Below are 12,694 nucleotides of genomic sequence, written 5' to 3' on the forward strand. Positions count from 1 at the left end.
CACCGCACAGCACTCGGCCACGAAGGGAGGCCCACAATGACCGTCACAGAGGACTACATCGACGCCTCCGGCGGAGACTGGGACGAGGTCATCGAGAAGGCGCAGTCCACCAGCGCCGAACGCCTGGTCATCAACATGGGCCCGCAGCACCCGTCCACGCACGGCGTGCTCCGGCTGATTCTCACCCTGGACGGTGAGACCTGCACGGAGGCCCGTGTCGGTATCGGCTACCTGCACACCGGTATCGAGAAGAACATGGAATACCGGACGTGGACCCAGGGCACCACGTTCGTCACCCGCATGGACTACCTGACGCCGCTCTTCAACGAGACGGCGTACTGCCTGGCGGTCGAGAAGCTGCTGGGCATCGAGGACCGCGTCCCCGAGCGGGCCAACGTCATCCGCGTGATGATGATGGAGCTCAACCGGATGGCCTCCCACTTCGTGGCGATGGCGACCTTCGGCATGGAGTTGGGCGCGACCACGGTCATGACCAACGGCTTCCGTGAGCGCGAGATGATCCTGGACATCTTCGAGCTGGTCACCGGCCTGCGGATGAACCACGCCTACGTGCGTCCCGGGGGCGTGTCCCAGGACCTGCCGCCCGGCGCGGTCGACAAGGTCCGCGAGCTGCTCAAGGAGATGCCCAAGCGCATCGACATCATGCGCAAGCTCCTGGACGAGAACCCCATCTACCTGGCCCGGACCAAGGACGTGGCCTACCTCAACCTGCCCGGATGCATGGCGCTCGGCGTCACCGGGCCGATGCTGCGCTCCTCGGGCCTGGCATGGGACCTGCGCAAGGCCAAGCCCTACTGCGGATACGAGGACTACGAGTTCGACGTCCCGGTCTCCGACGGCGGCGACGTCTACGCCCGCTACCGGGTGCGCATGGCCGAGATGGAGGAGAGCCTCAAGATCATCGAGCAGTGCCTGGACAAGCTCCGGCCCGGCCCGGTGATGGTCCAGGACGCCAAGATCGGCTGGCCCGCGAAGTTGGCGTTGGGTCCCGACGGGCTGGGCAACTCGCCCGACCACATCGCACACATCATGAGCAGCTCCATGGAGGCGCTCATCCACCACTTCAAGCTGGTCACCGAGGGTTTCCGAGTACCCGCGGGCCAGGCCTACGCGGCCGTGGAGAGCGCCAAGGGCGAGCTGGGCTGCTACGCGGTCAGCGACGGGGGCACCCGTCCGTACCGCGTGCACTTCCGCGACCCCTCGTTCACCCACCTACAGACGGTCGCCGCCATGTGCGAGGGCGGCACGGTGGCGGACGTCATCGCGGCCGTGGCCAGTATCGACCCCGTGATGGGAGGTGTGGACCGGTGAGCGAGCACGACGGCACCGAGACCACGAAGGCGGCGGAGCCGCGCGAGGCGTTCCCCGCCGAGGTCACCGCCCGGTTGGAGCGGGACGCCAAGGAGATCATCGGACGCTACCCCCGGCCGCGGTCCGCGCTGCTGCCGCTCCTGCACCTGGTGCAGTCCGAGGAGGGACACGTCAGCAAGGCCGGCATGCGTTTTTGCGCCGACCAGCTCGACATCACCCTCGCCGAGGTCAACGCGGTCGCCACGTTCTACACCATGTACCGCCGCCGTCCGGGCGGCGACTACCAGGTGGGCGTGTGCACCAACACCCTGTGCGCGGTGATGGGCGGCGACGAGATCTTCGAGACGCTCAAGGAGCACCTGGGCGTCGGCAACAGCGAGACCACCGAGGACGGCAAGGTCACGCTGGAGCACGTGGAGTGCAACGCGGCCTGCGACTTCGCCCCCGTGGTGATGGTCAACTGGGAGTTCTTCGACAACCAGACCCCAGAGAAGGCCAAGCAGCTGGTGGACGACCTGCGGCTGGGCAAGGACGTGGCGCCCACGCGCGGTCCCTCCAGCCTGTGCACCTGGAAGCAGAACTCCCGGATCCTGGCCGGATTCGAGGACGGCCGGGCGGGCGAGGGCGTGCAGGCCGCCGCCCCCTCCCTGGCCGGGCTCAGGCTGGCGCGCGAACGCGGCTGGAAGGCCCCCGACCCGGGCGACCTCCCGGCCAGGCCCGCGGAGCAGGACGAGGAGGACGCCAAGTGACCACCCTGACCCCGGTCCTGTCCGCGAACTGGGACCGGCCGGACTCCTTCACCCTGGAGGGCTACCAGGCCACCGGGGGCTACAGCGCACTGCGCAAGGCCCTGGGGATGGAGCCCGACGCCATCGTGGACCTGGTCAAGCGGTCCGGCCTGCGCGGCCGAGGCGGCGCCGGGTTCCCCACGGGGATGAAGTGGGGCTTCCTGCCCGCGGACAACCCCAACCCGCGTTACCTCGTGGTCAACGCCGACGAGGCCGAGCCGGGCACCTGCAAGGACATCCCGCTCATGCTCGCCAACCCGCACGTGCTGCTGGAAGGCGCGATGATCGCCTCGTACGCGATCAAGTCCAACCAGGCCTTCATCTACGTGCGCGGCGAGGTCGTCCACGTCATCCGGCGCCTGCGCCGGGCCGTGGCCGAGGCCTACGACGCCGGACTGCTGGGCAAGAACATCCTCGGCAGCGGCTTCGACCTCGACCTCGTCGTCCACACCGGTGCGGGCGCCTACATCTGCGGCGAGGAGACCGCACTGCTGGACTCCCTGGAGGGCTACCGCGGCCAGCCTCGGCTCAAGCCGCCCTTCCCCGCGGTGGCCGGCCTCTACGCCTCGCCCACCGTGGTGAACAACGTCGAGTCCATCGCCAGCGTGCCGAGCATCGTCGCCAACGGCGCCGAGTGGTTCACGTCCATGGGCACCGAGAAGTCCGCCGGATTCGGCTTCTTCTCCCTGTCCGGGCACGTGACCAACCCCGGCCAGTACGAGGCGCCGCTCGGCATCACCCTGCGCGAACTGCTCGACATGGCCGGAGGGATCCGAGCCGGGCACCGGCTCAAGTTCTGGACGCCCGGCGGCTCCTCCACCCCGATCTTCACCGACGAGCACCTGGACACCCCGCTCGACTTCGAGTCGGTGGGGGCAGCCGGATCCATGCTCGGCACGCGGGCCTTGCAGATCTTCGACGAGACCACCTGCGTGGTACGCGCGGTCGGCCGTTGGATCGCCTTCTACGCCCACGAGTCCTGCGGCAAGTGCACGCCCTGCCGCGAGGGCAACTTCTGGATGGTCCAGGTCCTGGACCGTCTGGAGAGGGGCGAGGGCACCGAGGCCGACCTGGACAAGCTCCTGGACATCTGCGACAACCTGCTCGGCCGCTCCTTCTGCGCCCTCGGAGACGGAGCGACCAGCCCCGTCATGTCCTCGATCAAGTACTTCCGACAGGAGTACATCGACCACGTGGAGAAGGGCGGCTGCCCCTTCGACCACTCCAAGGCCACCCTGTGGGGCGACAGGACGACCTCGACGGGAGGACAGCAGTGACAGTCACCTCCAACTCCAGTGGCGGATCGGTGCCGGCACCGCCGCCCGAGGACCTCGTCACCGTCACCATCGACGGCTTCCAGATCCAGGTGCCCAAGGGCACGCTGCTCATCCGGGCGGCCGAACTCCTGGGCATCCAGATCCCCAGGTTCTGCGACCACCCGCTCCTGGACCCGGTCGGCGCCTGCCGCCAGTGCCTGGTCGAGATCCCCGACATGGGCAACGGGCGCGGCATGCCCAAGCCCCAGGCCTCCTGCACGATCACCGTGATGGACGGGATGGTGGTCAACACCCACCTGACCTCCCCGGTGGCGGAGAAGGCCCAGCGCGGGATCATGGAGTTCCTGCTCATCAACCACCCGCTGGACTGCCCGGTCTGTGACAAGGGCGGCGAGTGCCCCCTACAGAACCAGGCCATGTCCACCGGTCAGGGCGAGAGCCGCTTCATCGACGTCAAGCGGACCTTCCCCAAGCCGGTCGCGCTGTCCACGCAGGTACTGCTGGACCGCGAGCGCTGCATCCAGTGCGCCCGATGCACCCGCTTCGCCGCGCAGATCGCGGGCGACCCGCTCATCGAACTGATGGAACGCGGGGCCCAGGAACAGGTGGGCATCGCCGAGGGCGAGCCCTTCCAGTCCTACTTCTCCGGCAACACCGTGCAGATCTGCCCGGTCGGAGCGCTCACCGGATCGGCCTACCGCTTCCGGGCACGCCCCTTCGACCTGGTGTCCACGCCCAGCGTGTGCGAGCACTGCGCCGACGGGTGCGCCCAGCGCACCGACCACCGACGCGGCAAGGTCATGCGCCGTCTGGCCGGAGACGACCCGCAGGTCAACGAGGAATGGAACTGTGACAAGGGGCGGTGGGCCTTCAGCTACACCACCCAGTCCGACCGTCTCTCCAACCCCCTGGTGCGCGACGAGGAGTCCCGCGCCCTGGAGTTCGCCTCCTGGCCCGAGGCGCTCGGCGTGGCCGCACAGGGCCTGGCCGCCGCGCGCGGTCGGGTCGGCGTGCTGGTCGGCGGCCGGCTCACCTACGAGGACGCCTACGCCTACGCCAAGTTCGCCCGCGTGGCACTGGGCACCAACGACGTGGACGCTCGGGCCCGCGCCCACTCGCAGGAGGAGTCCGACTTCCTGGCCGCCCACGTGGCCGGGACCCCGATCGGGGTGGACTTCACCGCGTTGGAGAAGGCGCCCGCGGTCCTCCTGGCCGGATTCGAGCCCGAGGACGAGTCGCCGCTGGTCTTCCTGCGGCTGCGCAAGGGCGTGCGCAAGCGCGGCCTGAAGGTCTACTCGGTCGCCTCGCACGCCAGCCTGGGACTGACCAAGACCAAGGGCACGCTGGTCAAGGCGGTGCCGGGGGACGAAGGCCGTGTCCTGAACTCCCTCGACACCGACGCCCCCGACGTCGTGGCCGCCCTGAACGAAGAGGGCGCGGTCATCATGGTGGGCGAACGCATGGCGGCGGTGCCCGGTGCCCTGACCGCCGTCGCGGCCCTGGCCGAGCGGACCGGAGCCCGCCTGGCGTGGGTGCCGCGCCGCGCCGGCGAGCGCGGAGCCATCGACGCCGGAGCGCTGCCGGGCCTGCTGCCCGGCGGACGACCCGTCACCGACGCCTCCGCCCGCGCGGAGGTGGCCCGTGCCTGGAACGTGGGCGAACTGCCCGCCGAACCCGGTCGTGACACCTCGGCCATCATCGAGGCCGCCGCCGCCGGCGAGCTGGACGCCCTGCTCATCGCCGGAGTGGAGCTGGACGACCTGCCCGACCCCGAGGCGGCGCGCCGGGCCCTGGCCCGCGTGCCGTTCATCGTCAGCCTCGAACTGCGCGCCAGTGACGTCACCGACCGCGCCGACGTGGTGCTGCCCGTGGCCGCCGTGGCCGAGAAGTCCGGCACCTTCGTCAACTGGGAGGGCCGCCACAGGCCCTTCGGCACCACGCTCAAGGTGCCCGGCGCCCTGTCCGACCTGCGGGTGCTCTCCGCGATCGCCGACCAGATGGACGTGCACCTGGGTCTGCCCGATGCCGCGTCCGCCTACGGCGAGCTGATGGAGCTGGGCCTGTGGACGGGCGAGCGCACCCAGGCTCCGAGGGCATGGCCCGTGGACGTCACCGTGCCCGGGCCCGGCCAGGCGATCCTGTCCACCTGGCGACAGCTGCTCGGCACGGGTCGCATGGAGGACGGCGAGCCCTACCTCGCCGGAACCGCGCGGCAGGCCCGCGCCTACCTGTCCAAGGCCACCGCCGACGAGGTCGGTGTGGCCGACGGTGGGACGCTCCACGTCACCGGTGAGCGCGGCACGGTCTCCGTGCCCGTGATCATCACCGACATCGCTGACCGCGTCGTCTGGCTCCCGGCCAACGCCGACGGCTGCGACGTACCCCGCGACCTGGGCGGCGGCTCCGGACAGACCGTGCTGCTGGCCCCGTCCACCACCGACTCCGGGAGGCACCAGTGACCCCCGCCGCCCTCGATCCGCGTGTGGCCGCCACCCTGGCCTCCGAGGAGACGTTGAGCGCGTTCGGCAACGACCCGTGGTGGATCACCACCATCAAGGCACTGGCCATCTTCGTCTTCCTCATGCTGTGCGTGTTGATGATGATCATGGCCGACCGCAAGGTCATGGGCCGGATGCAGCAGCGTCACGGACCGAACCGGATGGGCCCCTTCGGCCTGCTCCAGTCCCTCTTCGACGGCATCAAGCTCTCCCTGAAGGAGGACCTGATCCCGCGCGGGGTGGACCGGTTCGTCTACATCGCCGCACCGATGATCGCGGCCGTACCCGCGTTCATCGCGTTCTCGGTCATCCCCATCGGGCCCGAGGTGAACCTCTTCGGGGTCATCACCCCGCTCCAGCTCACCGACCTGCCCGTCGCGGCACTGGTGGTCCTGGCCACCGCCGCACTGGGGGTGTACGGGTTCGTGCTCGGCGGCTGGGCCTCCCAGTCGCCCTACGCCCTGCTCGGTGGTCTGCGCGCCTCCGCGCAGGTGATCAGCTACGAGATCGCGATGGGCCTGTCCTTCGTGGCGGTCTTCATCATGTCGGGCACCCTGACCATGTCGGGGATCGTCGAGGCCCAGCGCGGGCTGTGGTTCGCCGTGCTGCTCCTGCCGTCCTTCCTCATCTACCTGGTGACGATGATCGGCGAGACCAACCGGTTGCCCTTCGACCTGGCCGAGGGCGAGGGTGAGCTCGTCGGCGGCTTCATGACCGAGTACGGGTCCATGAAGTTCACGATGTTCTTCCTCGCCGAGTACGTGAACATGTGCACGGTCGCCGCCGTGTCCGTCACGCTCTTCCTCGGCGGATGGCTCGCCCCGCCCGGGATCACCGCCTTCTTCCCCGGCGCGAACGAGGGCTGGTGGCCCGCCCTGTGGTGGCTGCTCAAGTTCGTCTGCGTGATGTTCCTGTTCATCTGGGTGCGGGGCAGCCTGCCCCGGGTGCGCTACGACCAGCTGATGAAGCTCGGCTGGAAGGTGCTCATCCCGATCCAGCTGGTGTGGATCACCGCCGTCGCCGTGGTGCGGATGCTCGTGCTGGAGCAGGCCTCCCCGGTGGTCATCGCCCTGGTGGTCCTCGCCTTCACCGCCGCCACCGTGGCCGCGTTCTACGCCTGGCTGCGCCACGTGCGCCGCGAACGGGCCGAGGAGGCCCGCGAGCGCGCGGAGAACGCCCGACGCGCCCACAAGGACCCCGCCTTCGGCGGGTTCCCGGTGCCCCCGAGCACCGCCCCGCACTACGGCAGCAGCGTGCTCGCCGAACCGCCGCGGACGGCCGCCGCCGACCGCAACAAGAAGGGTGAGGAGGTTACCGGTGCTTGAGTGGCTCAACCCCGTCAAGGGTTTCGGTGTCACCTTCCACACGATGTTCAAGAAGGTGCCGACCGTCGAGTACCCGGAGGTCAAGCGCCCCACGGCGCCGCGCTTCCACGGAAGGCACCAGCTGAACAGGTGGGCCGACGGCCTGGAGAAGTGCATCGGGTGCGAACTGTGCGCCTGGGCCTGCCCGGCCGACGCCATCTACGTGGAGGCCGGTGACAACACCGAGGACGACAGGTACTCGCCCGGTGAACGCTACGGCCGGGTGTACCAGATCAACTACCTGCGCTGCATCCTGTGCGGGCTGTGCGTCGAGGCATGCCCCACGCGGGCCCTGACCATGACCAACGAGTACGAGCTGGCCGACGACAACAGGCAGAGCCTGATCTGGACCAAGGAACAGCTGCTCGCCCCTCTCAAGGAGGGGATGGAGGCGCCTCCGCACCCGATGCGTCTGGGTGAGACCGAGCAGGACTACTACGCCACCGGGCGAGGCCAGCACGGTTCGCAGGACGGACACGAGGCGCAGGAGAGCACGGAGGCAGTCCGTTGACCCCGCTCACCAGTTCCCTTGGAAGCGCACCCCTGGACGGGGCCGTGCACCTGGCCGCCCCCATCGGCGGCGGCGAGGCGGCCGTGTTCTGGATCCTGGGCGCCGTGGTCCTCCTCGGCGGCCTCGGAGTGGTCTTCTCCCGCAAGGCCGTGCACTCGGCCATGTCCATGGCGCTGACCATGGTCAGCCTGGCCGTCTTCTACGGCATCAACACGGCGCCGTTCCTGATGGTCGTGCAGATCGTGGTCTACACCGGCGCCGTCCTGATGCTGTTCCTGTTCGTGCTGATGCTCGTGGGCGTCAGCTCCGCCGACTCGTTGGTGGAGACGATCAGCGGACAGCGGATCCTCACCGCCGTCGTCGCGCTCGCCTTCATCGGCGCCCTGGTCACCGGCATCACCCGCATCTCCGTGGGCGACCCGGCCGGACTGGAGGCGGGAGCCGCCGCCGCGGGCGGCACCATCCCGTGGATCGCCGGTGAGCTGATCCTGCGCTACGTGGTCGCCTTCGAGGCCACCGGCGCGCTGCTCATCACCGCGGTCCTGGGCGCCATGGTCATGGCGCACACCGCCCGCACCAAGAAGCGCAACACCCAGAGGCAGATGTCGGAGGACCGTATCCGCGGGGACCACCCGACACCGCTGCCCGGACCGGGCACCTACGCGCGGCACAACGCGGTCGACATGCCCGCGCTGCTGCCGGACGGCACGGTCTCGCAGCTGTCCCTCAACCCGGTGCTCACCGCGCGCGACCCCAAGTACCAGTCGCAGGTGCCCGACGACGTGCGGGCCCGCCACACGCCCCTGGCCGGTGGCGCCTCGGACTCGGCGGAGTCCAAGGTCGTCGGCCCCGTGGTCGACGACCGGGCCCGGCCAGAGGCGGAGACCGAGGGTGGACCGGTGGAGACCGGCACGCTGGTCTCCGACACGGGTGAGGGCGCCGACGGCGAGGACCCCAACGGCAAGAACGGCAACGGGCAGGAGGTCGAGTCCTCGTGGACCCGATGAACTACATCGTCCTCGCGGCGCTGCTGTTCACCATCGGCGCCGTCGGCGTGCTGGTCCGGCGCAACGCGATCATCGTCTTCATGTGCGTGGAGCTGATGCTCAACGCCTGCAACCTGGCGTTCGTCGCGTTCGCCCGTATGCACGGGGACATCGAAGGGCAGGTCATCGCTTTCTTCGTGATGGTCGTCGCCGCCGCCGAGGTGGTGGTCGGCCTCGCGATCATCATGCAGATCTTCCGAACCCGCAGGTCCGCGTCGCTCGATGACGCGAACCTGCTCAAGCACTAGAAGGCGGAGTGGCAGTGACATCTCACGCTTACCTCGCCGCCGACCCCGTGGTGGCGACCGCGGCCGACAGTGCCGTGCTGTCGGGCGCCTGGCTGCTCATCGCCATGCCGCTCGCGGGCGCGGCGATCCTGCTGCTCGGCGGCAGGAGCACCGACAAATGGGGGCACTGGCCGGCCACGGCCCTGCCGGTGGCCTCCTTCGCCTGGGCCGTCCTGATCCTGTTCGAACTGCTCGGCAGAGCCCCCGACGCGCGCAGCGTCTCCGTCCCCGTCTACGAGTGGTTCTCCGTCGGGTCCTTCACCGCCGGCGTGGACCTTCTGGTGGATCCGCTCTCGATCAGCTTCGTCCTGCTCATCACCTTCGTGGGCTCGCTGATCCACGTCTACTCCATCGGCTACATGGCCGAGGACCCCGACAGGCGGCGTTTCTTCGCCTACCTCAACCTGTTCGTCGCGGCCATGCTCGTGCTGGTGCTCGCGGACAACTTCGTCCTGCTCTTCTTCGGATGGGAGGGCGTGGGCCTGGCCTCCTACCTGCTCATCGGGTTCTGGCAGTACAAGAACTCCGCGGCGGTGGCCGCCAAGAAGGCCTTCCTCATCAACCGGGTCGGTGACCTGGGCCTGCTCGTCGCGATCATGATCATGTTCGCGGTGCTGGGCGCGGTCAGCTTCAGCGACGTGTTCGCCGCCGTCCCGGGCGCGAGCGACGGCGTGCTGCTGGCCATCGGGCTGCTGCTCCTGCTGGGCGCCTGCGGCAAGTCCGCGCAGCTGCCTCTCCAGGCCTGGCTGCTCGACGCCATGGAGGGCCCGACCCCGGTGTCCGCGCTCATCCACGCGGCCACCATGGTCACCGCGGGTGTGTACCTCATCGTGCGCGCCGGACCGATCTTCGAGGGCGCCCCGGTCGCCCAGACCATGGTCACCGTCGTGGGCGCGGCCACCATGCTGGCCGGTGGGATCATCGCCTCCGCCAAGGACGACATCAAGAAGTCCCTGGCGGGGTCCACGATGAGCCAGATCGGCATGATGGTCCTGGCCGCCGGGCTGGGCCCGATCGGATACGTGGCCGCCATCGCCCACCTGGTCACCCACGGCTTCTTCAAGGCCGGGCTGTTCCTGGGCGCCGGCTCGGTCATGCACGCCATGAACGAGGGCGTGGACATGCGCAGGTACGGCGGACTGGCGAGGATCATGCCGATCACCTTCGCCACCTTCGGCCTGGGCTACCTGGCCATCATCGGCTTCCCGTTGCTGTCGGGGTGGTGGACCAAGGAGAGCATCATCTCCGCGGCCTTCGGCCTGGGCGGCACCCAGGGCATGGTGCTCGGGACCGCGGTGATCGTCGGTGCCGGCCTGACCGCCTTCTACATGTCGCGGATGGTCTTCATGACCTTCCTCGGCGAGAAGCGCTGGGAGAAGGACGTGAAACCGCACGAGTCGCCGGTGAGCATGACCGCCCCCATGGTGGTCCTGGCCGTCGGCTCGGTGGCCCTGGGCGCCTTCCTGGTGCTCGGGAACCGGTTCGCGAACTTCCTGGCACCGACCATCGGCGCCCAGCCCCAGCACTTCGACGTGGTGCACGCCTTCACCGCGCCCTACGGCCTGGCCGCCCTGGCCATGCTGGCCGTCGGCGTGGTCATCGCCTGGGCGATGTACCTGCGCAGGCCCGTGGCCCGCACCGCCCCCAAGGGCAACCTCGTGACCGTCGCCGCCAGTCGTGAGCTGTACGGCAACGAGATCAACGAGGGCCTGATCATGCGGCCCGGCCAGCAGCTCACCCGGGCCCTGCTCGTCATCGAGGACAAGGTCATCGACGGAGCGGTCAACGGGCTCGGTGCGGGTGTACGCGACTCCTCCCGGGGGCTGGGCCGTGCCCAGACCGGGTTCGCCCGCACATACGCGCTCACCATGCTCTTCGGCGCCGTCATCGTCGCCGCGACGCTGGTTGTGAGGTTGTAGACAATGATCCCCTGGCTCACTATCGCGATCGCGCTCCCCGCGGTCGGCGCGGTCCTGGTCTGGGCGCTACCACGCGTCACGGCCACGTCCCCCGCCCGAACCGTCGGCGAGGCGTCGGCATCGGCGGCGGGCGGCGGCACCACCACGGCCACGGCCGTGCGGCCCGCCGCCACGGCCACGGGCGGCGGGGCCTCGGCCGAGACCGCCAAGCGGCTGGCACTGGGCTTCTCGCTCGCCACGCTGCTGGTGGTCGCGGCCATGGCGCTGCGCTTCGACACCTCCCAGGCCGGCGGCCTACAGTTCGAGGAGGTCCACCCCTGGATCCCGCGCTTTGGCATCCACTACGCCGTGGGCGTGGACGGCATCGCCCTGGCGCTGATCCTGATGTCGGTGATCCTGGTACCGCTGGTCATCCTGGCGGCCTGGAAGGAGCACGAGGACCGCTCTGACGGCGGGCGCGGGTACTTCGCCCTCATCCTCGCCCTCGAAGCGATGATGATCGGTGTCTTCGCCGCCACCGACGTCTTCCTGTTCTACGTGTTCTTCGAGGTCATGCTCATCCCGGTCTACTTCATGATCGGGCGCTACGGACGCGGCGACGAGCGTTCGAAGGCCGCCATCAAGTTCCTGCTGTACAGCCTGGCGGGCGGCCTGATCATGCTGGTCGCGGTGATCGGCGTGTACGTCATCGGCGGCAGCTTCCTGTGGACCGACCTCGTGGGCGAGGGCAGTGCCCTGGCCGCGGTGGACCCGGCCACGGCGCGCTGGCTGTTCCTCGGCTTCTTCATCGCCTTCGCGATCAAGGCGCCGATGTGGCCCGTGCACACCTGGCTGCCCTCGGCGGCCCAGTCCTCGCGTCCGGGCACCGCGGTGCTGCTGGTGGGCGTGCTGGACAAGGTCGGCACCTACGGCATGCTGCGCTACTGCCTGGAACTGTTCCCGGCGGCGGTGTCGTGGTTCGTGTGGCCGGTCGTGGGTCTGAGCCTGGTCAGCATCATCTACGGCGCGATCCTGGCGGTCGGACAGAACGACATGATGCGCCTGGTGGCCTACACCTCGGTGTCCCACTTCGGCTTCATCACGCTGGGCATCTTCGCCCTGACCGCCCAGGCCCAGGCCGGAGCCGCCCTGTACATGGTCAACCACGGATTCGCGACCGGGGCGCTGTTCCTCATCGTGGGCTTCCTCATCGCCCGCCGGGGAAGCGCGAACATCACCGACTACGGAGGCGTGCAGAAACTCGCGCCCAAGCTGGCCGGGGTGTTCCTGGTGACGGGACTGGCGGGTCTGGCCCTGCCGGGCCTGGCACCGTTCGTCAGCGAGTTCCTGGTGCTCATCGGGGTGTACGCGTTCAGCCCGATCCCGGCCGTCATCGGCGTCATCGGCGTGGTGCTGGCCGCGCTGTACATCCTGTGGATGTACCAGCGCACCATGAACGGCCCGACCAAGGAGGGCCTGTCCGGGCTGCGCGACCTGTCGGCGAGGGAGACGTGGGCGGTCGCCCCGCTGGTGGCGTTGCTCCTCGTGCTGGGCGTGTACCCCCAGCCCGCGCTGGACGTGATCAACCCCGCGGTCGAGCGCACCGTCGACATCGGTGCGGGCACGGTCGCGGACGGCGGCAGTGAGGGCGCCGCGGGCGCCCAGGAAGAGGAAGGAGACGAGGAGTGATCCC

The 12,694-nt window shown here is 69.5% G+C and carries 10 protein-coding genes; all 10 read left to right on the forward strand.

All coding sequences use genetic code 11. The features are described from left to right. Positions 1 to 36 precede the first annotated feature (36 nt). The 10 genes from PFX91_RS13080 to PFX91_RS13125 are packed head-to-tail and all read left to right on the forward strand — an operon-like array spanning position 37 to position 12,690. A complete protein-coding gene (locus tag PFX91_RS13080) occupies positions 37 to 1,332 on the forward strand; it encodes an NADH-quinone oxidoreductase subunit D (RefSeq protein WP_285731781.1) in 1,296 nt (431 codons plus the stop codon). Continuing rightward, positions 1,329 to 2,081 carry an NADH-quinone oxidoreductase subunit NuoE gene (gene nuoE / locus PFX91_RS13085; protein ID WP_285731782.1) on the forward strand — a complete coding sequence of 251 codons (753 nt, stop codon included), beginning with the start codon at positions 1,329 to 1,331 and terminating at the stop codon, positions 2,079 to 2,081. The genes PFX91_RS13080 and nuoE overlap by 4 nt, the downstream gene beginning before the upstream one ends. Then, on the forward strand, positions 2,078 to 3,397 hold the full coding sequence (gene nuoF / locus PFX91_RS13090) for an NADH-quinone oxidoreductase subunit NuoF (protein WP_285731783.1): 1,320 nt from the start codon (positions 2,078 to 2,080) through the stop codon (positions 3,395 to 3,397). Before nuoE ends, nuoF begins: the two co-directional genes overlap by 4 nt. Continuing rightward, positions 3,394 to 5,856 (forward strand): NADH-quinone oxidoreductase subunit G, encoded by a 2,463-nt coding sequence (locus tag PFX91_RS13095; RefSeq protein WP_285731784.1) that lies wholly within the window; start codon positions 3,394 to 3,396, stop codon positions 5,854 to 5,856. The genes nuoF and PFX91_RS13095 overlap by 4 nt, the downstream gene beginning before the upstream one ends. Next, positions 5,853 to 7,220 (forward strand): NADH-quinone oxidoreductase subunit NuoH, encoded by a 1,368-nt coding sequence (gene nuoH, locus PFX91_RS13100; protein ID WP_285731785.1) that lies wholly within the window; start codon positions 5,853 to 5,855, stop codon positions 7,218 to 7,220. The genes PFX91_RS13095 and nuoH overlap by 4 nt, the downstream gene beginning before the upstream one ends. Then, positions 7,213 to 7,770, forward strand: coding sequence for an NADH-quinone oxidoreductase subunit NuoI (nuoI, locus tag PFX91_RS13105; protein WP_285731786.1), 558 nt, complete (start codon positions 7,213 to 7,215; stop codon positions 7,768 to 7,770). Before nuoH ends, nuoI begins: the two co-directional genes overlap by 8 nt. Then, positions 7,767 to 8,777, forward strand: coding sequence for an NADH-quinone oxidoreductase subunit J (locus PFX91_RS13110; RefSeq protein ID WP_285731787.1), 1,011 nt, complete (start codon positions 7,767 to 7,769; stop codon positions 8,775 to 8,777). The genes nuoI and PFX91_RS13110 overlap by 4 nt, the downstream gene beginning before the upstream one ends. Continuing rightward, positions 8,765 to 9,064, forward strand: a complete 300-nt coding sequence (gene nuoK / locus PFX91_RS13115) for an NADH-quinone oxidoreductase subunit NuoK (RefSeq protein ID WP_013156051.1) — start codon at positions 8,765 to 8,767, stop codon at positions 9,062 to 9,064. The genes PFX91_RS13110 and nuoK overlap by 13 nt, the downstream gene beginning before the upstream one ends. Before the next feature lie 14 nt (positions 9,065 to 9,078). Next, complete coding sequence (gene nuoL, locus PFX91_RS13120) at positions 9,079 to 11,022, forward strand: NADH-quinone oxidoreductase subunit L (protein WP_285731788.1); 1,944 nt, start codon at positions 9,079 to 9,081, stop codon at positions 11,020 to 11,022. Between the two features lie 3 nt (positions 11,023 to 11,025). Then, on the forward strand, positions 11,026 to 12,690 hold the full coding sequence (locus PFX91_RS13125; protein ID WP_285731789.1) for an NADH-quinone oxidoreductase subunit M: 1,665 nt from the start codon (positions 11,026 to 11,028) through the stop codon (positions 12,688 to 12,690). Positions 12,691 to 12,694: the final 4 nt, after the last annotated feature.

Source organism: Nocardiopsis sp. ATB16-24 (genome assembly GCF_030271535.1).
Taxonomy (GTDB): domain Bacteria; phylum Actinomycetota; class Actinomycetes; order Streptosporangiales; family Streptosporangiaceae; genus Nocardiopsis.